Genomic DNA, 19,812 nt, shown 5'->3' with positions numbered 1-19,812 from the left:
CATATTGGGCGCCCATACCGAAATTACAATGTCTTGCTGTCATTCTCTATTGCCGGAGGACACGCGCAAGCCACCCTGCCAAAGAACCCCTCGATACGTGGTATTGGCCATTTCTCCGCCGTGCCGATCTGTTACAATCCGCCGATTATACGATTGCAGCGGCCGCCGCGCCGCTGACGTTTTGTTAATTGCATCCATTAAGAGATTACATCATGAGCCTTTCACCGGAACAGCGACGGGAATACCGGGGCATTGCCCACAACCTGAAACCCGTCATCATTGTTGGCGACAAGGGGCTGTCGGAAGGACTTCAGGAAGAACTGGAGCGTGCCCTCAACGACCACGAGCTGATCAAGGTCAAGGTTGCCAGCACCGACCGCGAGGTTCGCCAGGAAGCCATCACCGAGCTTTGCAAGGCGTCGGGGGCGGAACTGGTGCAGACCATCGGCAAAATTGCGGTGATCCTGCGTCGGGCGAAAAAACCCAATCCGAAGCTCTCCAACCTGCTGCGCAACAAGCAGTAAATCGACGGATTGCCCGGGCGGGGAACAAAAAAGCCGGCTGTGAACACCACAGCCGGCTTTTTTAATGCGCGGAGCGAACCCCGGCCCGAGTCACACGTACTCGACTTCCTCGATTTCATACTCCACCGTGCCGGACGGCACGCGGATGGCAACCACGTCGCCCTCACTCTTGCCGACCAGGGCACGAGCAATGGGTGAGGAAATGGACAGTTTGCCGGACTTGATGTCAGCCTCATCTTCACCAACGATCTGGTAAACCACCTGCTCATCGGTGTCCATGTTCAGCAAATGCACCGTGGTGCCGAAGATCACCTTGCCGGTGTTCTCAATCGTGGTGACGTCGATCACCTGCGCTGCCGACAGCTTGCCCTCGATCTCCTGGATGCGGCCCTCAATAAAGCTCTGCTGTTCACGCGCCGCGTGGTACTCAGCGTTCTCTTTCAGATCGCCATGCTCACGGGCGTCGGCAATGGCCGCAATCACCCGCGGACGATCCTCGGACTTGAGCTTCTGAAGTTCTGCGCGAAGACGGGATTCACCCAGCTTCGTCATGGGTACTCTGTCAGCCATAATCTTACTTTCCTGCGTGTAGATCCTGGAGGCGACGAACCGTGCGCTCCGGGCCGAATTTGATGGCCCGGCAGAAAGCTTCGCCACCTGCCAGCGTCGTTGTATAGGTCACTTTGGTCTGCAAGGCGGACTGGCGAATCTGCGCCGAGTCAGAAATGGCCTTGCGCCCTTCGGTGGTGTTGATAATCAGCTGAACCTGACCGTTCTTGATGGCATCCACAATGTGCGGACGACCTTCACGGACCTTGTTCACGCGCTCAACCTCAATGCCGGCTTCTTTCAGGGCCTTGGCGGTACCGGTGGTGGCAATCAGCTTGAACCCGGCATCCACCAGATCCTGCGCCACCCGGGCAGCGCCGGGCTTGTCCACATCACGCACCGACATGAACGCAGTACCCTTGCCAGGCAACCGCTCACCAATGGCCAACGCAGCCTTGGCAAAGGCTTCATCGAAGCTGTCGCCCAGCCCCATGACTTCACCGGTGGATTTCATTTCCGGGCCAAGGATCGGATCCACCGCCGGGAACTTGTTGAACGGGAACACCGACTCCTTCACTGCGTAGTAGGTCGGCACGATCTCTTTGGTGAAACCCTGCTCGGCGAGCGATTTGCCGGCCATGACCCGGGCAGCCACTTTCGCCAGCGACACGCCGATGGCCTTGGATACGAAGGGTACCGTACGGGACGCGCGCGGATTCACCTCGATCACGTAGATCTTGCCATCCTGCCACGCCAGCTGCACGTTCATCAGGCCAATTACATCAAGCTCGATAGCCATCTTGCGCACGGCTTCACGCATCTCGTCCTGCACGTCTTTCGACAGCGTGTAGGGCGGCAGCGAACAGGCAGAGTCACCGGAATGCACGCCGGCCTGCTCGATGTGCTGCATGATGCCGCCAATAACCACATCCTTGCCGTCGGAAATGGCGTCAATGTCCACCTCGATGGCGGCATTCAGGAAGTGGTCAAGCAGCACCGGGCTGTCGTTGGATACCAGCACGGCGTTGCGCATGTAGCGTACCAGCTCGGCTTCGTCGTAAACGATCTCCATGGCGCGGCCACCCAGCACGTAAGACGGGCGCACCACCAGTGGATAACCGATTTCCCGCGCCGCCAGAATGCCTTCCTCGTGACTGCGTACGGTGGCATTTTCCGGCTGCAGCAGCCCCAGGCGGGTGATCATCTGCTGGAAACGCTCGCGGTCCTCGGCGCGGTCGATCGCGTCCGGGCTGGTACCGATGATCGGTACGCCCGCCGCTTCCAGACCCCGGGCCAGCTTCAGGGGCGTCTGGCCTCCGTACTGGACAATCACACCCTTGGGCTTTTCGACGTTGATGATTTCCAGCACGTCTTCCAGCGTGATTGGCTCGAAGTAAAGGCGATCGGAGGTGTCGTAGTCGGTGGACACGGTCTCCGGGTTGCAGTTGATCATGATGGTTTCGTAGCCGTCCTCACGCATGGCCAGGGCAGCGTGAACACAGCAGTAATCAAACTCGATACCCTGACCGATGCGGTTGGGACCGCCACCAATCACCACGATCTTGTCGCGGTCAGAGACGTCGGCCTCGCACTCTTCTTCATAGGTGGAGTACATATACGCGGTGTCAGAAGCGAATTCCGCAGCGCAGGTGTCCACCCGTTTGTAAACTGGACGGATGCCCAGATCGTGACGCAGCTTGCGCAGGCTGACCTCGGAAATGCCCAGCAACTTGGCCAGGCGGCCGTCCGAGAAGCCCTTGCGCTTGAGGCGGAACAGGGCATCGCGGTCGATATCGGCCTTGCCGGCCGACTTCAGGGCCTGCTCCTCACGGATCAGGTCCTCAATCTGCACCAGGTACCAGGGGTCAACGTGGGTGTTGTTGAAGACCTCCTCGACGGTCATACCGGCACGGAAGGCGTCACCGATGTACCACAGGCGCTCGGCCCCGGGCACATTGAGCTCCTGGGTCAGGGTTTCCTGGCCGTCGGTGGTATCCAGCTCCACCTTCTCCTCGAAGCCTTCGGAACCCACTTCCAGGCCACGCATGGCTTTCTGCAGGGATTCCTGGAAAGTACGGCCAATGGCCATGACCTCACCCACGGATTTCATCTGGGTGGTCAGACGGGCATCGGCCTGGGGGAACTTCTCGAAGGTGAAACGCGGAATCTTGGTAACCACGTAATCGATGCTGGGCTCGAACGACGCTGGGGTGACCCCGCCGGTAATTTCGTTGCGCAGCTCGTCGAGGGTATAGCCCACCGCCAGCTTGGCCGCGACCTTGGCGATCGGGAAGCCGGTGGCCTTGGAAGCCAGGGCCGAGGAACGGGACACCCGCGGGTTCATCTCGATCACTACCATACGGCCGGTATCCGGATTGATACCGAACTGCACGTTGGAACCGCCGGTTTCCACCCCGATTTCACGCAGAACCGCCAGCGAGGCATTCCGCATGATCTGGTATTCCTTGTCGGTCAGGGTCTGGGCCGGCGCCACGGTGATGGAGTCACCGGTGTGCACGCCCATGGCGTCGAAGTTCTCGATGGCGCAGACGATGATGCAGTTGTCATTGCGGTCGCGGACAACCTCCATCTCATATTCTTTCCAGCCGATCAGGGACTCGTCGATCAGCAACTCGTTGGTCGGTGACAGGTCGAGACCGCGGGTACAGATCTCCTCGAACTCGTCGCGATTGTAGGCGATACCGCCACCGGAGCCACCCATGGTGAACGAGGGCCGGATGATGCACGGGAAGCCGATATCGTCGGACGCAGCCCAGGCTTCCGCCATGGTGTGCACGATGGTCGCACGCGGGCATTCCAGACCGATCTTTCTCATGGCCTTGTCGAAGCGGTCCCGGTCCTCGGCCTTGTCGATGGTGTCGGCGTTGGCACCGATCATTTCCACGCCGTGCTTTTCCAGTACGCCGTGCTTTTCAAGATCCAGCGCGCAGTTCAGCGCGGTCTGGCCGCCCATAGTGGGCAGCAGTGCGTCGGGCTGCTCTTTCTCAATGATTTTTTCGACGGTTTTCCAGGTGATCGGCTCGATGTAGGTGGCGTCGGCCATCACCGGGTCGGTCATGATGGTTGCCGGGTTGGAGTTAACCAGGATGACCCGGTAACCCTCTTCCCTCAGGGCCTTGCAGGCCTGGGCTCCGGAGTAGTCAAACTCGCACGCCTGACCGATCACGATAGGGCCGGCGCCCAGGATCAGAATGCTTTTAATGTCGGTACGTTTTGGCATCTCTAGGTAAACCTGTCAGCAACTTTTAAATTCTTGCATCGCAATGTGCGGCGCCTGTATGGCTCTTGGACCCTTCCGCGGGCCTAGCGGGCTTCCATCAACCGAATGAACTGGTCAAACAACGGTGCCACATCGTGCGGGCCCGGGCTGGCTTCAGGGTGCCCCTGGAAACTGAACGCCGGCTTGTCGGTACGGCGAATGCCTTGCAGCGAACCATCGAACAGGGACTTATGGGTCGCCTGCAGATTGTCCGGCAGACTGGCTTCGTCCACGGCAAACCCGTGATTCTGACTGGTAATCATCACCGTGCCATCGGCGAGATCCTGCACCGGGTGGTTGGCTCCGTGATGGCCATGACCCATTTTCACCGTTTTGGCACCGCTGGCCAGCGCCAGCAACTGGTGCCCCAGACAGATACCGAACACCGGAATGTCGGTTTCCAGCACTTCACGGATGGCGGTGATGGCGTAATCGCAGGGCTCCGGATCGCCCGGGCCGTTGGACAGGAACACACCGTCGGGATTCATCGCCAGCACCTCGGCGGCCGGCGTCTGTGCCGGTACCACCGTGATGTCGCAGCCGCGGGCCGCCAGCATGCGCAGGATGTTGAGCTTGACGCCATAGTCCCACGCCACCACCTTGAACCGAGCCTCGCTGCGCTCACCGTACCCTTCGCCCAGGGTCCACTCGCTCTGACTCCAGCCCCAGGCCTTGTCGGAACTGACTTCTTTCGCCAGATCCATGCCCTTCAGGCCCGGGAAGGCGTTCGCCAATTCCAGCGCCCGCTCGGCGGTGGCGCCCTCGCCTGCCACCACGGCACCGTTCTGGGAACCTTTGTCACGGAGGATGCGCGTCAGGCGACGGGTGTCGATGTCTGCAATGCCTACAATGTTGTTGCTGCGCAGGTACTCGTCAAGGGTGCCGGTGCTGCGCCAGTTGCTCGCAATCAGCGGCAGGTCGCGAATGATCAGGCCCGCAGCCTGGACACGATCCGATTCCACATCCTCCTCGTTCACACCGGTGTTGCCGATGTGCGGGTAGGTCAGGGTGACAATCTGGCGGGAATAGGACGGATCGGTCAGGATTTCCTGGTAACCGGTCATGGCGGTGTTGAACACCACTTCGCCGCTGGTCTCTCCCTCAGCGCCAATGGCGGTGCCGTAAAACAGGCTTCCGTCTGCGAGTGCAAGGATTGCAGGTGTGCTCAAGGCTTGTATCCTCATCGAGTGGCGTAGAAGTTCGTCACGAACAGGAACGCAAGCGCAAATTCAGGTTGCAAAAAAGCGAGACAGAGTCGTAACCCGGTCCCGCTTTTTTTTGAAACTTTTTCAAAACTACGCTTGGTGCAGTTAAACCGCCTTATTGTAAAAACATTGGCGCTTTATGTCCACGAGTAGCACAGCTTATTTCAAGTCCAGAACGTCCTGCATGTCGTAGAGCCCGGCCGACTTGCCCTGCAGCCACAGTGCAGCCCGCATCGCGCCCTTGGCGAAGGTCATACGACTGCTGGCCTTGTGAGTCACCTCTATGCGCTCGCCCTCAGTGGCAAACAGTACGGTATGATCACCCACAACATCCCCGGCGCGAATGGTTTCGAAGCCGATTTCCTGGCGGGTGCGCTCGCCGGTGAAACCTTCGCGACCGTAGACAGCGCAGGCCTTCAGATCGCGACCAAGGGCGTCGGCCACCACTTCGCCCATGCGCAGCGCTGTGCCGGAGGGCGCGTCCTTCTTGTGGCGGTGATGGGCCTCGATGATTTCCACATCGTAGTCATCCCCCAGCGCTGCTGCTGCCGTGCGTAGCAGGTTCAGCACCACGTTCACCCCGACACTCATGTTGGGCGCAAACACCACCGGGGTGGATTCCGCGGCGACCGCCAGCTGCGCCTTCTCAGCATCGGTCATGCCGGTGGTACCGATAACGATCATCTTGCCGTTGGCCTTGCAGAACTCGGCATTCTCCAGGGTCAGATCCGGGAAAGTGAAATCGACGAGCACGTCGAAATCGTCCTTCACCTCGGCCAGACTGCCGGCCATGGCAACACCGGTTTTGCCTAGGCCGGTCATTTCGCCGGCGTCAGCGCCGATCAATGAACTTCCGGGCTCAACAACCGCCGCGCCCAGCTCGAGACCCTCGGTGCCGTCAACGGCTTCAATCAGCACTTTACCCATGCGCCCGGCGGCGCCGATGATTGCTACCCTCATGGTCTCCGTCCTCAGAATTTCATTTCGTCAAAGAAGCTTTTCACACCCTCAAACCAGGAGGTTTTTTTCGGGGCATGGTGCGTGCCGTTGGTGCCATCCAGGGTTTCCTGGAACTCTTCCAACAGCTCTTTCTGCCGCTTGGTCAGGCTCACCGGAGTCTCCACCATCACCCGGCACAACAGATCCCCGGCGGGACCACCACGCACCGGGCTGACACCCTTGTTGCGCAGGCGGAACAGTTTACCGGTTTGCGTTTCAGGGGGAATCTTCAGTTTGACCCGGCCGTCCAGCGTCGGCACCTCCAGCTCCCCACCGAGAGCCGCATCGACAATGCTGATGGGCACTTCACAGTAAAGGTTACGGCCATCACGGCTGAACAGCGAATGCTCACGAACCGCGACCTGCACGTAGAGGTCGCCAGGCGGCCCACCGTCCATACCCATTTCACCCTCACCGGACAGGCGAATACGATCGCCGGTGTCCACGCCGGGCGGCACCTTGACGGACAGAGTCTTTTCTTCCTGAACCCGGCCCTGGCCATGACAGACCTTACACGGATTTTTGATCACCTGACCAGAACCCCGACAGGTCGGGCACGCCTGCTGAACCGTAAAGAAACCCTGCTGCATCCGCACCTGCCCCATACCTTTACAGGTACCGCAGGTTTCCGGACGTGAGCCCTTTTCAGCGCCACTGCCTTCGCAGGTATCGCACTCCTTGTGTCCCGGTATGCGAATCTGGACGGTTTTGCCTTTGACCGCCTCTTCCAGGTCCAGCTCGAGGGTGTATCGCAGGTCCGCGCCGCGGGTGTTGCGACCACGACCACCGCCACCACCGAAGATGTCACCGAACACATCACCAAAGATATCGGAGAAGCTGCCGCCCCCGCCGCCGCCAAAGCCGCCGCCGGCCTGGCCGTCCACACCGGCATGACCGAACTGGTCGTAGGCCGCCCGCTTGGACTGATCCGCCAGGATCTCGTAGGCTTCACTCGCCTCCTTGAACTTGTTCTCGGCGTCGGCGTCGTCCGGGTTACGGTCGGGGTGATACTTCATTGCAAGCTTGCGGTACGCCCGCTTGATTTCCTTCTCGTCCGCATCCCGGGACAACCCGAGAGTCTCGTAATAATCGCGCTTGGCCATGCTTTTAAAACCCTGTTTTTAAAACGCGGAAAACGCGAGACTCATCCCGCGTTTTCCAACTGCCTGATGTACGTCAGAATTTACCGCTTTTCGTCGTCTTTGACTTCCTCGAACTCGGCGTCAACGGCGTCGTCAGAAGACTGGGCACTGGCACCCTCGCCCTCTCCGGCCGGCTGCGCCTGGTCCGCCTGATCTGCGTACATCTTCTGAGCCAGCTCGGAAGACACCTCAGTCAGCTTCTGGGTCTTGGCTTCAATGACGTCCTTGTCTGAACCGGCAAGCGCTTCTTCCAGCTCTTTCACCGAGGCTTCGATAGAATCCTTCTCACTCTCGCTCACCTTGTCGCCAGCGTCTTTCAGAGTCTTGCGTACGGCGTGCACCATGGCGTCGCCCTGGTTGCGAACCTGCACCAGCTCTTCGAACTTGCGGTCTTCCTCGGCGTTGGCCTCGGCGTCCCGCACCATCTTATCGATCTCGTCATCGTTGAGGCCGGAGGAGGCCTTGATCACGATGGACTGCTCCTTGCCGGTCGCCTTGTCTTTCGCGGACACGTTCAGGATGCCGTTGGCGTCGATATCGAAGGTGACTTCGATCTGCGGAACACCACGGGCAGCCGGCGGAATGTCGGCCAGATCAAAACGGCCCAGCGACTTGTTCTGTGCCGCCTGCTTGCGCTCACCCTGCACCACGTGGATGGTGACCGCCGTCTGGTTGTCATCCGCGGTCGAGAAGGTCTGCGACTTCTTGGTCGGGATGGTGGTGTTCTTGTCGATCAGCGGAGTTGCCACGCCACCCATGGTCTCGATACCCAGGGTCAGCGGGGTTACATCGAGCAGCAGCACGTCTTTCACGTCACCAGACAGAACCGCCGCCTGGATGGCAGCACCCATGGCTACTGCTTCGTCCGGGTTGACATCTTTACGGGCTTCTTTGCCGAAGAACTCTTTGACCTTCTCCTGCACCAGCGGCATACGGGTCTGACCGCCCACCAGGATAACCTCGTCGATCTCGGAGGCCTTCATTCCGGCATCCTGCAGCGCCACTTTGCAGGGCTCGAGGCTGCGCTGAACCAACTCTTCAACCAGCGACTCCAGCTTGGCGCGGGTCAGCTTCACGTTCATGTGCTTGGGACCGGACGCATCCGCCGTGATGTACGGCAGATTGACGTCGGTCTGCTGGCTGCTGGACAGCTCGATCTTGGCCTTTTCGCCAGCTTCCTTCAGACGCTGCATTGCCAGGCTGTCGCCACGCAGATCGATACCGCTGTCTTTCTTGAACTGGTCGGCCAGGAATTCGATGATTTTCAGGTCGAAGTCTTCGCCACCCAGGAAGGTGTCACCGTTGGTAGCCAGCACTTCAAACTGGTGCTCGCCGTCGACGTCGGCAATTTCAATGATGGACAGGTCAAAAGTACCGCCACCGAGGTCATAAACCGCAACCGTGCGGTCGCCGCTCTTCCTGTCCAGGCCATAGGCCAGTGCCGCAGCCGTCGGCTCGTTGATGATGCGCTTGACGTCGAGACCGGCGATCTTGCCAGCGTCCTTGGTGGCCTGACGCTGGCTGTCGTTAAAGTAGGCCGGTACGGTAATGACTGCCTCGGTCACTTTCTCGCCCAGGTAGTCCTCTGCGGTCTTCTTCATCTTCTTGAGAATTTCTGCAGACACCTGCGGCGGCGCCATTTTCTCACCCTTTACTTCTACCCAGGCGTCACCGTTGTCGGCCTTAGCGATCTTGTACGGCACCATCTTGATGTCTTTCTGGACCACATCGTCCTCAAAACGACGGCCAATCAGACGCTTGATGGCGTACAGGGTGTTGTGCGGGTTGGTCACCGCCTGACGCTTGGCAGACTGACCTACCAGGGTTTCGCCGTCGTCGGTGTAGGCGACGATGGACGGGGTGGTGCGATCACCCTCGGCGTTTTCAATAACTTTTACCTTGTCGCCATCCATAATGGCTACGCAGGAGTTGGTGGTTCCCAGGTCAATACCGATAATCTTGCTCATTGAGTCACTCCAATTCGTTTGTTCAATCCGATGGCGGCATCGCTGTCGCGATGCCTGACATGCAATCTGGCGCTGTCCGTTTACTGCCTATATTGGCGCCTTAATAAACTTTTCAAGCCTGTTCGTCGATTTTTGGTGCGTTGCTGGCCTGAGCCACAACCACCATGGCAGGACGAACAAGGCGCTCATTCAGCGTGTAACCCTTCTGAACAACCGCCACCACGCTGTTGGGCTCGGCATCCGGCGCCGGCACCATGGACATGGCCTCGTGGAGCTGCGGATCAAAGGGTTCGCCAACAGGATTCAACTGGGCAACGTTGAACTTCTTGAGGCTGTTCATGAACAGACTCAGGGTCATCTCCACCCCTTCACGGATGGAGGCAACCAGTTCGCCGGCAGACTCGTGACCCTCGGTGCTCTCGACCGCTTTCTCAAGACTGTCAGCGACCGGCAGCAGCTCTTTCACGAACTTTTCAAGAGCAAACTTGTGGGCTTTCTCTACGTCCATCTCCGCGCGGCGACGAACGTTTTGCATCTCCGCCTGAGCCCGCAGCATCTGCTCCTGGAATTCCTGCACCTGTGCCTGCAGGGCTTCGGTCTCGGAAAGCTCGCCGGCCTGCGCTTCGTCGGCCGCCTCCGCCGCTTCACTTTCAGCGGCGGCCTTCAGCTCTTCCTCTACCTGCGCATTGCGATTGTCGTCAGCACTCATGGCTACTCCTGGTCGTTCATCCGCGGCCGCCGCAGCGACCGGTTCGACATGTCACCCGCCCCAGGGGGGACGGATCAAATAGGGTTGCGAACGGATATGGGGCCCGTTACGCCGGTTTCAACCTTGCAGAGTACATTTATGCGCAATTTCACCCCTGCGCATTTGCAAACCAGAAGAACCCTGTATATATTCACAGTCACTGTATGTACGCACAGTATTTTTCAGAGCGGAGGTCACCTGCATGCTCACACAGCTCACCGTTTCCAATTACGCCATTGCTGAAAGAGTCGAACTCCAGTTCAGCAAGGGTATGACCGCCCTGACCGGAGAGACCGGTGCAGGCAAGTCCATTGTGCTGGATGCGCTCAGCCTCGCCATGGGCGGACGGGCCGACGCCGGCGCCGTTCGCCATGGCGCAAAGCGGGCAGACATCACCGCCTCCTTTGATGTATCGCGGATTACCGAGGCACGGTTGTGGCTGGAACAACATGAGCTGGATGACGACCATGACTGCATCCTGCGCCGGGTGATCAGCAAGGACGGCCGCTCACGGGCATACATCAATGGCCAACCCTGCCCACTGGCAGACCTGAAAGATCTTGGCAGCCGGCTGATGGACATTCACAGCCAGCACCAGCACCAGTCGCTGCTCCACAAGGACACCCACCGCAAACTTCTGGACGAATACGCCGGGGTGGAAACGCTGGCCAGTGACACCCGCGAAGCCTGGAAAATCTGGAGCAAAACCCGCCAGCGCCTGACCGAGCGCCAGCAAAATGCCGACGAAGCCGAGGCCCGCCTGCAGCTGCTGCGTTACCAGGTAGAGGAACTGGACCGCTTGGCCCTGGAAAGTGGCGAGCAGGAAAACCTTGAGCAGGAACAAGCCCGGCTCAGCCACGCTGACACGGTGCTCCTCAACAGTCAGCAGGCAGCACTGCTGTGCACCGAGGAAGACAACAGCGCCGCGGATCTTGTCCGCCAGGCTCTGCAGCAACTGGAAAACCTGCCCACCGAAGTGCCGGCGCTGGCTGACACCATCCAGATGCTTAATGACGCGCAGATCCAGATCAGCGAAGCCGGCGACAACCTGCGCCGTTTCGTCGAAGATTACGAGGCCGACCCGGCGCGCCTGGCGGAGGTGGAGGAGCGCCTGAGCGCCATCTACCAGATGGCGCGCAAACACCGGATTACACCGGAAGAGCTGCCGGAATTTCACCAGCGCCTGAGCGCTGAACTGGCATCACTGGATGACGGCGAAGGCAGCGTTGAGCAACTGGAAGCGGAGCTGCAAAGCCAGCGCACGCACTTCGACGAACTCGCAACCCGCCTGTCCGAGGCCCGCCAAGAGGCCGCTGCGAAACTGGATCAGCGAATTGCCGACGAGCTGGCACAGCTGAGCATGCCGGCAGTGCAGTTTGTCACCCACCTGAACCGGAATGGTGCCAACGAGCCTTCGCCCTGCGGACTGGAAGACGTGGAGTTTCTGGTCAGCGCCAACCCCGGACAGCCGGCGCGGCCGCTGGCAAAAGTGGCGTCGGGTGGCGAGCTGTCGCGAATCAGCCTGGCGATCCAGGTAGTGGTGGCGCAGACATCCACCACCCCGACCCTGGTGTTTGATGAGGTGGACGTGGGCATCGGCGGTGGCACTGCAGAGGTAGTCGGCAAGCTACTGAGGACTCTGGGCGACGACGGTCAGGTCCTGTGTGTCACGCATCTGCCGCAGGTGGCGGCCCAGTGTCACCAGCACCTGTTCGTCAGCAAATTCACCGAACAGGATGCGACCTTCTCGAAAATTGAAACGCTGGATGATCACGGGCGGATCAGCGAAGTGGCCAGAATGCTGGGGGGCGTCGACATGACCGAACACACCATTGCTCACGCCCGGGAAATGTTTACCAAAGGCCAGGCAACCCATCACTGAGAAACGAGCACATTCCCCTCTCGATTGCGAGAGTTGTTGGGGCGGGTTAATACCCGCCCCTTTTTTTGCGTTGACCTCCGCACACAGCACCGGCCAGTGCAGTAATGCTTACTTCTTAATGGGTTTGACGTACAGAATCAGGCTGTGGTCGACAATCTCGAAGCCATGCTCTCTGGCGATTTTCTGCTGACGCTGTTCGATCACCTCATCCACAAATTCCACCACCTCACCGGTCTGAGTGCAGACCATGTGATCGTGATGGTCGTCGCCAGCCATTTCGAACACCGCATGGCCGCCCTCGAAGTTGTGGCGAAGCACCAGGCCTGCTGCCTCAAACTGGGTCAACACCCGGTAAACGGTTGCCAGCCCCACGTCATCGCCCTGCTCCAGAAGCTTCTTGTAGACATCCTCAGCACTGAGGTGATGTTCCTCGGAGTTCTCGAGAATGTTGAAGATCTTGACTCTCGGCAGAGTAACCTTGAGACCGACTTTTCGTAATTCGGCGTTTTCAGATGACATGTTACTATTCACTCGTTGGTGTGCCCCACGGCTTCGGGTATGATGAAGCCGCATTTTGACGGTAATACCGTGTCACACCTGCCTTTGGCAGGCGATTTCAAGATAGAGGATTTCCCCCGGCGATGCAAAAGCTCACAGCTCTCATTCTCACTCTCATCATGACTGGCTGTGCCTTCCCCGGCGTTTATAAAATTAACGTCCAGCAAGGCAACATCCTGACCGACGAAGAGCTGACATCCCTGTCCGAAGGCATGTCCCGCAGCCAGGTACACTCGGTACTGGGAAGCCCGCTGATGCTTAACCCCGTGGACCCCTCACGGGAATACTTCATTTACACGTTCCAGCGGCGCGGCGGCGATATCGAGGAACAACGGGTAATCGTCTATTATGACAACGACCTGTTCTCCCACTACGAAGCCCAACTGCTGGAGGAGACCCCGGCCTACTGAAGCCGGTTTCAATCCTTCTTCTTCGCCCGGTTCAACCGGGCCTGCTTGGGATCAATCTTCAGGGGCCGGTAGAGTTCCACCCGATCACCGTCGCGTAACTCGTGACTGGCCGGCGCCTTGATGACCTTCCCAAAGATACCCATATCATTACTGTCCGGATCAATTTCCGGGAACACATCAACAATGCCCGAACGCTTCACCGCCTCCAGCGCGGTGGTTCCCTCCGGCACCTGCAAACCGATAATTTCTTGCTTGTCCGGACGGGCGAATGCCACCTCGACCTGAATCATTGCGCACCTCCGGTGTACACCTCATCCGCACGGCGACAAAACGCATCCACCATGGTATTGGCCGCCTGACTGAATACCGGACCGAAAGTCATGCGGGAGAGCGACCCGGAAAATTCGAATTCGAGGGTAAGAATCACCTTGCAGGCGTGGTCGTCGAGGGATTTAAAGTGCCAGCGACCGCTGAGGTTGCGGAACGGACCATCCACCAGACTCATTTCGATGGTATCGGGAAGCAGGATCTGGTTGCGGGTGGTCAGACGTTGGCGGATACCGCCCTTCGCCACGTCCAGCGACGCAGTAATCTGCTCGTTATCCTGATCATGAATCTCGGCGCCCGCACACCAGGGTAAAAACTCGGGGTAACGGGCAATGTCGTTGACCAGATGAAACATGCGCTCGGCGGAGTGCATGACCAGGGCCGATTTGTCGATCTGATGAGGCATTGGAAGCGGGTGTCCTGCTGACAATCTCACTGAAATAGGGTGAAAGCGGACACACTCGGAGCCCGCCGATTTCAGACGCTATGATAAAGGATATCGCCCTGCTTTGGGGCTTTTTCCGGCGCCGGTTCCGGTTTCGCATCCTCCTCATGCCGGGCGGGCTGCGGCTTACCCTCCTTCACTGCGGGCGTCGGCGTCACCCCATGATCAGCAGACGGCGCCGGCTCGACCTCCTCGGGCTGGAGGACGCCCGGATCGGCGACCACCGGATCCACCTGACGACACCAGCGAACTTCTTCCTGATTGTTGTCACACAGATTGTCGAGCGAGAACAGGGTGTAGGAAATGCCGATGTACGCCACCACCACCGGCAGCACCAACCGCATCACCCAATACCAGATACGGCCGAACAACCTGGGCGTGTTGCCAATGATCGTGAAAGACAACGAACGGGTCAGACACCAACCGGTGAACAACGCGATGAGAATGGCCACCAGCGGAATCAGCAGCCCGCCGGTGATCAGCTCCAGCCAGCGGAACAGGGTGCCCCCGGCCAGACGGATGTCTGACCACATATTGAACGACAACAGGGTGATCAGGCCGGCCAGCCACACCAGCACCCCCATGATGAAGACCGACCAACCGCGGGGAGCACCGGTCCACTCCCGGAACCATCCCACCACCGGTTCCAGCAGGGCCAGAGCAGAGGTCCACACCACCAGCACCACCAACAGGAACGCTGCAGCGATGATGAACTGGCTCCCGGGCAGCGGCGCCAACGCCACCGGCAACGACACGAACAACAGGCTGAAGCCGCGCTCGCCGTCAAAACTGCCGTCCGTGGTGGCGGTAGCAAAAATCAGCACACCGGCCAGAATGGCGACCAGTGTGTCCATTAACACAACCGCCAGCACCGAACGCTTCAGGCGCACCCCGGCAGGCGTGTAGGCACCAAAAATGGCCCACACCCCCATGCCCAGCCCGAGTGTAAAGAAAGCATGGAATAACGCCGCCTTGACGCTGCCTGCCCCCACGTCCGCAGGCCGGAACTGTAGAATGGCCGAGATCGCGCCACCAAGACGGTCGTGCCACGCCGCCAGTGCAAACAGGCCGAGGAGCAGAATCAGCGAGGCCGGCACCAATGCGCGGAATACCCGCTCCAGCCCCTGCACCACGCCCTGAATGGAAACCCAGATCACCAGCACCAGAAAAAACAGGTGCCACGCCATGAACACCTTGTAGTCCCGGGTGTCGGACACCAGACCGGACAAAACTGCCGTGGCCTCTGCCTGACCCGCGTTGGCGAAGACCCCGAACGCACCATAGAACACATAAGCCAGCGCAATGGAGCCGAACACCGCGGTGTAAGACAGCACCAGGAACGCAGCAATCACGCTCAGACGCCCGGCAAACATCCACCATCGGGAACACCGCGCGCTGCGAATGTAACCGTCCATCGCCAGCACGATGCCGTGCCGCGAGTGCCGCCCGATCGCCGCCTCGGTGACCATCAGAGGCAAGGTGACAAGCAGCAGGCAAGCGACGTACAACAAGATGAACAGACCACCGCCGTGCTGCCCCGCCAGGTAGGGAAACTGCCACAGATTGGCAAGGCCCACCGTTGCACCAACGGCGGCCCAGAAGAAGGTCGACTTGCGGGTCCAGGACCCGATCGGGGTTTCATAGGGTGCAGGCATTCATCGTTCCCGAAAAGCTGAGCCTCGCATTGTAGCGGATACGCCACGGTTGCTACGACCACCGAAGAGGCCCCTCGCGCTGAATTCGTGACCGGTCTGGCACTCCTGGGCTACAATGCGCGTTTTACCGGGGCGCGTGTCGCCCGGCAAATTCCTTATCCGACGCCGGATTACCGATTCATGAGCAAGAAAAAACCCGCACCTCAGAGCAGTACTATCGCGCTGAACAAAAAGGCAAAACACGAATATCACATTGAGGAGCGCTACGAAGCGGGCATGGCCCTGCTGGGCTGGGAAGTCAAATCGTTGCGTGCCGGCAAGGCGCAGCTGACCGACGCCTACGTGCTGCTCAAGGATGGGGAAGCCTGGTTGCTGGGCGCAAACTTCACCCCGCTGATTGCAGCGTCCACCCACGTGATTGCCGACCCGACCCGCACCCGCAAACTGCTGCTGCACGCCAAGGAAATCTCCAAGATCGTCGGCAAAGTGGGTCAGGACGGCTACACCTGCATCCCGCTGGCCCTGTACTGGAAACAGAACAAGGTGAAATGTGAGATTGCTCTGGTGAAAGGCAAGAAGCTGTTCGACAAGCGCGCCACCGAAAAAGAACGCGACTGGAACCGCCAGAAGCAGCGTATTCTGCGCGAAGCCAACGTCTGATTCCGATCCCGGATGCGACATCCGGTTATGTCGCATCCGCATTCTCTTCCCCCCCTGTTCTGATCGGCCTATACTTTCTGGTCTCACCGCCGACAGGCCACCCGGATCCCAGACACAGGGATCGCTGGATAGCTGGATAGCTGGATAGCTGGAAAAAAAGGGTGCGCACGTTGTCCGTTCGGCAAAAGGATTGCACGTAGAACGGAGGCCCCATGTCACAAAGTAAGACTCCCATGTCAGCCGTGGATCGTTCCTGGTTGCGCATGGACAGCCCCACCAACCCGATGATGATTTCCGCAGTGCTGGTGTTCGATCAGCCCATCGCCATCAACCGCCTGAAACGCACCCTTAACGAACGTTTCCTGTGTTTTCAGCGATTTCGTCAGCGCGTGATTCATGAGGGCGAGCGCGTGTACTGGCAGGATGACCCGCTGTTCGATATCGACAACCACATTCACCGCATCGCCCTACCCGGCAACGCAGGCAAGGATGAGCTACAGGCGCTGACCAGCGACCTTAACAGCACCTCCCTCGATTTACGCCGGCCGCTCTGGCAGATTCACTACATCGACAATTACGGCGGTGGCTGCGCCCTGCTGATCCGCATTCACCATTGCATCGCCGATGGCATTTCCCTAGTGCGGGTGTTGCTGTCACTGACCGACAAAACTCCGGAAGCCAAACTCAGCCGGCTGTCGATGCCGCCGATGTTACCAACGGTCACCCCCGGCAGCAGCCTCAGGCGCTTCACCAACCGGGTACTGGATAGCGGGCAAGCCGCCCTGGAACAGAGCCAGTTGTTTATCCAGTCACTGCGCCAGGAGCCGGACTACCCTCTCAAGCTGGCCACCACAGCCGGCAACATCGCCATGGATCTGGTCAAACTGGGGCTGGCACCTTTCGAGCCGCGCACCGGATTGCGCTCACCACTGTGCGGTCGCAAACAGGTCGCGTGGGCGGAACCGCTCAGTCTGGCAGAGGTAAAACTCTGCGGCCGTGCCTTGCGGGGCAGCGTCAACGACGTGCTGCTGTGCGCCGCCACCGGTGCCTTACAAAGGCACTTCCGGGAGACCGGCGAACACATTCCGGATTGCGGCATCCGCGTAGCGGTGCCCTTCAATCTGCGACCGCTGCGCCAGCCCATCGAAACCCTGGGCAACCAGTTCGGGCTGGTGCTGGTGTCCCTGCCAGTGGAGGTTAATGACCCGGTGATGCGTTTCCGCCAGGTACAGGAGAACATGAATCGTCTCAAGCGCTCCTATCAGGCCCAGGTCACTTACAGTCTGCTGGACCTGTTCGGCCGCGGCCCGGATATACTGGAGCGGCGCGCGCTGGCGCTTCTCAGCAACAAGGCCTCCGCCGTGCTTACCAACGTGCCTGGCCCGAAGGAAGCCGTCTATCTGGCTGGCGCCAAACTGGTTCAACCCATGTTCTGGGTGCCGCAAAGCGGCAGCATCGGTATCGGTATGAGCATCTTCAGCTACGCCGGCACGGTGCAATTCGGGATCACCATCGACCGCAATATCAACGCCGATCCCGATGCCGTCATGGGATATTTCCGCGACAGCTTCGCCGAACTCAAGGACATCGCACTGCAACGAACCGAACACCGGGCCGCCGTGTGAAATAAAACTTCACCAATCCGCCCTTGAAGTTGCCGGAGCGGCCCACATATACTGTCGGTAAGGGGACGACATGGCTTCGACGCTGGTGGCGAACCCTTGGGTGCATGTCGAGATGGCAGCCAATCTCGTTAATCCAAAGCTGCAACGCAATAGTCGCAAACGACGAAAACTACGCACTAGCAGCGTAAGCTGCTAGTCGTCCTGACTGGGTCGCCCGTAGCCCAGAGCTACATCTCAGGACGTCATCGCTTACGGGATGCTCCGTTATCCAGAGTTCACTGGCTAGCGGCTAAGATTCAAAGAACTCGGTTCTTGCACCCTGGCTCTCGGGTCGCTTGAACTTAAATCAATAGAGAGACGCTAAACATGTAGATCTCAAGGCATAGTGCTGGCGGACGCGGGTTCAATTCCCGCCGTCTCCACCAAACAACCCGTTCAAAGCCCCTGTTTTCAGGGGCTTTTTTCGTTGGGAGGCTCAAAGATTGGCGGTCACCCCCACTTTAACCCCATTTTGACGCACGAACGCATCCAATTTGCTGCTCTCTTTAGCCTGATTAGACATCTCTACCCACTTTGAGTATCGAGTCAGCGTCATCTGAGTCGTGGAGTGTCCCATTTGTTTAGAGACCCACATTACATTTGCTCCAGCTATAAGGTTCAGCGTGCAGAACGTGTGCCTCGTTTGATAAGACACTCGGTGACGCAACCCCAAAGACCTCAGACAGCGATTCCAAATCATGCGAATAGGCTTATTCGTAATCAAAGGGGTTCCCACATTGGGATTAATGAATATCTCTTCTCCTCTCAGGAGTGAATGTTTCTTCTGTCTTTTTAAAGCGTCACGAGAACGAGCGTTTAATTCAACGTCCCGAACGGTATAAGTCTTAGTGCCCTTAAGCTTCCCCTCAACGCGGGCTCGCTGAACGCGAACCTTGCCTTGAATCCAATCCACGTCATCCCACCGAACGGCCAGCAATTCAGACGATCGCAAACCAGAGAAGAACGCGAATTCGAAGAAGTTCAGGAAAACCTCGTGCTCATTGCGAGAGAGCCAACCGAGCACCAGCTCGATCTCTTCCAAATTGAGCGGGTCCGGCTCGGTCTTCTGAACCTTGGCGAATTTAAGACCGGCCGACGGATCATGGCTTATGAGGCGGTCTGCGATGGCATATTTGAAAATGCCACGAAGAGGCACAATCGCATTGTTTCTCGTCTTATTTGATGACCACGCTATGTCACTCATCAAATCGACCAGGTGCGAATACCTAACAGCGTCAACGGGCATTTCACCTAACCTGGGCACGAAATAGCGATTAACCCCATTTCGATACTCTCGTAGAGTCGATGCCGAAACCGTCAGACTTCTCAAATACTTGGAAGCCAGCTCACTAAACGTTGGAACGTCTTCTTCTGGCAACTCACCAGCAATGGCTGTGGCATTACGCGAGTCGGGGAAAAACTCTGTCAGCTCAAAGCAGCCTGATCGAATGCGTACCAGAATTTCCTCCCGCATACGCGCAGCCCGTTTTACATTAGCTGGCGTAGGAGCAACTTTCCAAGTTTCCTCATACCGTTTCCCACGCCACATAAAGCGTATGGCAATACTCGACTCGCGAAGCCTTACGCCTTTTGGTAATTGGCTTTTACCCATTTTTGATACTCCTCGATATCAAAATGGATTCGGCCATCGGGACCTCGATAATAGTGGATTCCCTCAACAAGCACACCATCATGTATTTTTTTATGTAGGGCGCCCTCCGAGTAGCCCGTCAGTTCTGAAAGCTTTTTCAATGTCACGATTTGAATCATGACTCACCTCTTTTCAAAATTTTTAAT

Annotated in this window: 18 protein-coding genes and 1 other RNA gene; 6 read left to right on the top strand and 13 right to left on the bottom strand. The window is 58.5% G+C overall.

Going from position 1 to position 19,812, the window contains the following annotated elements; genetic code table 11:
* Window positions 1-212 precede the first annotated feature (212 nt).
* The gene (gene yhbY, locus R0125_RS01730; RefSeq protein WP_248181352.1) at window positions 213-524 is read left to right on the top strand and encodes a ribosome assembly RNA-binding protein YhbY; all 312 of its coding nucleotides are present in this window, start codon (window positions 213-215) and stop codon (window positions 522-524) included.
* Window positions 525-614: 90 nt separating this feature from the next.
* Here the strand turns inward: yhbY and greA are convergent, their stop codons facing one another.
* From greA to grpE, 7 genes are all read right to left on the bottom strand, one after another.
* A complete protein-coding gene (greA, locus tag R0125_RS01725) occupies window positions 615-1,094 on the bottom strand; it encodes a transcription elongation factor GreA (protein ID WP_282448249.1) in 480 nt (159 codons plus the stop codon).
* A gap of 4 nt (window positions 1,095-1,098) precedes the next feature.
* Window positions 1,099-4,314: a carbamoyl-phosphate synthase large subunit gene (gene carB, locus R0125_RS01720; RefSeq protein ID WP_317236916.1), complete on the bottom strand. Its 3,216-nt coding sequence runs from the start codon at window positions 4,312-4,314 to the stop codon at window positions 1,099-1,101.
* Between the two features lie 83 nt (window positions 4,315-4,397).
* Complete coding sequence (carA, locus tag R0125_RS01715) at window positions 4,398-5,522, bottom strand: glutamine-hydrolyzing carbamoyl-phosphate synthase small subunit (RefSeq protein WP_248181355.1); 1,125 nt, start codon at window positions 5,520-5,522, stop codon at window positions 4,398-4,400.
* A 195-nt stretch (window positions 5,523-5,717) separates the two neighbouring features.
* On the bottom strand, window positions 5,718-6,518 hold the full coding sequence (gene dapB, locus R0125_RS01710; RefSeq protein ID WP_248181356.1) for a 4-hydroxy-tetrahydrodipicolinate reductase: 801 nt from the start codon (window positions 6,516-6,518) through the stop codon (window positions 5,718-5,720).
* Window positions 6,519-6,529: 11 nt separating this feature from the next.
* A complete protein-coding gene (gene dnaJ, locus R0125_RS01705) occupies window positions 6,530-7,660 on the bottom strand; it encodes a molecular chaperone DnaJ (protein ID WP_248181357.1) in 1,131 nt (376 codons plus the stop codon).
* Between the two features lie 80 nt (window positions 7,661-7,740).
* Window positions 7,741-9,666 (bottom strand): molecular chaperone DnaK, encoded by a 1,926-nt coding sequence (dnaK, locus tag R0125_RS01700; protein WP_317236915.1) that lies wholly within the window; start codon window positions 9,664-9,666, stop codon window positions 7,741-7,743.
* 112 nt (window positions 9,667-9,778) lie between these two features.
* On the bottom strand, window positions 9,779-10,375 hold the full coding sequence (gene grpE, locus R0125_RS01695) for a nucleotide exchange factor GrpE (protein ID WP_248181360.1): 597 nt from the start codon (window positions 10,373-10,375) through the stop codon (window positions 9,779-9,781).
* 241 nt (window positions 10,376-10,616) lie between these two features.
* Between grpE and recN the strand changes: the two genes are divergently transcribed.
* Complete coding sequence (gene recN / locus R0125_RS01690; RefSeq protein WP_317236914.1) at window positions 10,617-12,296, top strand: DNA repair protein RecN; 1,680 nt, start codon at window positions 10,617-10,619, stop codon at window positions 12,294-12,296.
* Between the two features lie 108 nt (window positions 12,297-12,404).
* Here the strand turns inward: recN and fur are convergent, their stop codons facing one another.
* Window positions 12,405-12,815, bottom strand: a complete 411-nt coding sequence (gene fur, locus R0125_RS01685) for a ferric iron uptake transcriptional regulator (protein WP_248181363.1) — start codon at window positions 12,813-12,815, stop codon at window positions 12,405-12,407.
* A gap of 122 nt (window positions 12,816-12,937) precedes the next feature.
* On the opposite strand from fur, the gene R0125_RS01680 reads away from it, so the two are divergent.
* Window positions 12,938-13,264, top strand: a complete 327-nt coding sequence (locus R0125_RS01680; protein WP_248181365.1) for an outer membrane protein assembly factor BamE — start codon at window positions 12,938-12,940, stop codon at window positions 13,262-13,264.
* An 8-nt stretch (window positions 13,265-13,272) separates the two neighbouring features.
* Here the strand turns inward: R0125_RS01680 and R0125_RS01675 are convergent, their stop codons facing one another.
* The 3 genes from R0125_RS01675 to R0125_RS01665 all read right to left on the bottom strand — a co-directional run bounded on the left by R0125_RS01675 (window position 13,273) and on the right by R0125_RS01665 (window position 15,691).
* Entirely contained in the window at window positions 13,273-13,554 is a 282-nt protein-coding gene (locus R0125_RS01675; protein ID WP_248181367.1) for an RnfH family protein, read from the bottom strand.
* Complete coding sequence (locus R0125_RS01670) at window positions 13,551-13,997, bottom strand: type II toxin-antitoxin system RatA family toxin (protein WP_248181370.1); 447 nt, start codon at window positions 13,995-13,997, stop codon at window positions 13,551-13,553. The genes R0125_RS01675 and R0125_RS01670 overlap by 4 nt, the downstream gene beginning before the upstream one ends.
* A 71-nt stretch (window positions 13,998-14,068) precedes the next feature.
* The gene (locus R0125_RS01665) at window positions 14,069-15,691 is read right to left on the bottom strand and encodes a sodium-dependent transporter (RefSeq protein WP_317236913.1); all 1,623 of its coding nucleotides are present in this window, start codon (window positions 15,689-15,691) and stop codon (window positions 14,069-14,071) included.
* Window positions 15,692-15,871: 180 nt separating this feature from the next.
* Between R0125_RS01665 and smpB the strand changes: the two genes are divergently transcribed.
* The 3 genes from smpB (at window position 15,872) to ssrA (ending at window position 18,401) form a co-directional block, all read left to right on the top strand.
* Window positions 15,872-16,351 carry an SsrA-binding protein SmpB gene (gene smpB / locus R0125_RS01660; RefSeq protein WP_248181374.1) on the top strand — a complete coding sequence of 160 codons (480 nt, stop codon included), beginning with the start codon at window positions 15,872-15,874 and terminating at the stop codon, window positions 16,349-16,351.
* Between the two features lie 212 nt (window positions 16,352-16,563).
* Window positions 16,564-17,976 (top strand): wax ester/triacylglycerol synthase family O-acyltransferase, encoded by a 1,413-nt coding sequence (locus R0125_RS01655; RefSeq protein ID WP_317236912.1) that lies wholly within the window; start codon window positions 16,564-16,566, stop codon window positions 17,974-17,976.
* A 61-nt stretch (window positions 17,977-18,037) separates the two neighbouring features.
* Window positions 18,038-18,401, top strand: a transfer-messenger RNA (tmRNA) gene (gene ssrA, locus R0125_RS01650).
* A 50-nt stretch (window positions 18,402-18,451) separates the two neighbouring features.
* Here ssrA and R0125_RS01645 read toward each other — a convergent pair.
* Window positions 18,452-19,627, bottom strand: coding sequence for an Arm DNA-binding domain-containing protein (locus tag R0125_RS01645; RefSeq protein WP_317236911.1), 1,176 nt, complete (start codon window positions 19,625-19,627; stop codon window positions 18,452-18,454).
* The gene (locus R0125_RS01640) at window positions 19,597-19,785 is read right to left on the bottom strand and encodes an excisionase (protein ID WP_317236910.1); all 189 of its coding nucleotides are present in this window, start codon (window positions 19,783-19,785) and stop codon (window positions 19,597-19,599) included. The genes R0125_RS01645 and R0125_RS01640 overlap by 31 nt, the downstream gene beginning before the upstream one ends.
* Window positions 19,786-19,812: the final 27 nt, after the last annotated feature.

It is taken from the genome of Marinobacter sp. M-5 (assembly GCF_032911545.1).
In the GTDB taxonomy this organism is placed as follows: domain Bacteria; phylum Pseudomonadota; class Gammaproteobacteria; order Pseudomonadales; family Oleiphilaceae; genus Marinobacter; species Marinobacter goseongensis.
Note: the sequence above shows the minus strand (reverse complement) of the source record. Positions and strands in the feature narration are given on the sequence as shown.

What these genes read in the sequence shown, in the direction of transcription:
- smpB (WP_248181374.1), top strand. Translation starts at nt 15,872, where the DNA reads ATGAGCAAGAAAAAACCCGCACCTCAGAGCAGTACTATCGCGCTGAAC.
- dnaJ (WP_248181357.1), bottom strand. Translation starts at nt 7,660, where the DNA reads ATGGCCAAGCGCGATTATTACGAGACTCTCGGGTTGTCCCGGGATGCG.
- yhbY (WP_248181352.1), top strand. Translation starts at nt 213, where the DNA reads ATGAGCCTTTCACCGGAACAGCGACGGGAATACCGGGGCATTGCCCAC.
- fur (WP_248181363.1), bottom strand. Translation starts at nt 12,815, where the DNA reads ATGTCATCTGAAAACGCCGAATTACGAAAAGTCGGTCTCAAGGTTACT.
- dapB (WP_248181356.1), bottom strand. Translation starts at nt 6,518, where the DNA reads ATGAGGGTAGCAATCATCGGCGCCGCCGGGCGCATGGGTAAAGTGCTG.
- R0125_RS01665 (WP_317236913.1), bottom strand. Translation starts at nt 15,691, where the DNA reads ATGCCTGCACCCTATGAAACCCCGATCGGGTCCTGGACCCGCAAGTCG.
- greA (WP_282448249.1), bottom strand. Translation starts at nt 1,094, where the DNA reads ATGGCTGACAGAGTACCCATGACGAAGCTGGGTGAATCCCGTCTTCGC.
- R0125_RS01640 (WP_317236910.1), bottom strand. Translation starts at nt 19,785, where the DNA reads ATGATTCAAATCGTGACATTGAAAAAGCTTTCAGAACTGACGGGCTAC.
- R0125_RS01675 (WP_248181367.1), bottom strand. Translation starts at nt 13,554, where the DNA reads ATGATTCAGGTCGAGGTGGCATTCGCCCGTCCGGACAAGCAAGAAATT.
- carB (WP_317236916.1), bottom strand. Translation starts at nt 4,314, where the DNA reads ATGCCAAAACGTACCGACATTAAAAGCATTCTGATCCTGGGCGCCGGC.
- grpE (WP_248181360.1), bottom strand. Translation starts at nt 10,375, where the DNA reads ATGAGTGCTGACGACAATCGCAATGCGCAGGTAGAGGAAGAGCTGAAG.
- recN (WP_317236914.1), top strand. Translation starts at nt 10,617, where the DNA reads ATGCTCACACAGCTCACCGTTTCCAATTACGCCATTGCTGAAAGAGTC.
- R0125_RS01645 (WP_317236911.1), bottom strand. Translation starts at nt 19,627, where the DNA reads ATGGGTAAAAGCCAATTACCAAAAGGCGTAAGGCTTCGCGAGTCGAGT.
- R0125_RS01670 (WP_248181370.1), bottom strand. Translation starts at nt 13,997, where the DNA reads ATGCCTCATCAGATCGACAAATCGGCCCTGGTCATGCACTCCGCCGAG.
- R0125_RS01680 (WP_248181365.1), top strand. Translation starts at nt 12,938, where the DNA reads ATGCAAAAGCTCACAGCTCTCATTCTCACTCTCATCATGACTGGCTGT.
- dnaK (WP_317236915.1), bottom strand. Translation starts at nt 9,666, where the DNA reads ATGAGCAAGATTATCGGTATTGACCTGGGAACCACCAACTCCTGCGTA.
- R0125_RS01655 (WP_317236912.1), top strand. Translation starts at nt 16,564, where the DNA reads ATGTCACAAAGTAAGACTCCCATGTCAGCCGTGGATCGTTCCTGGTTG.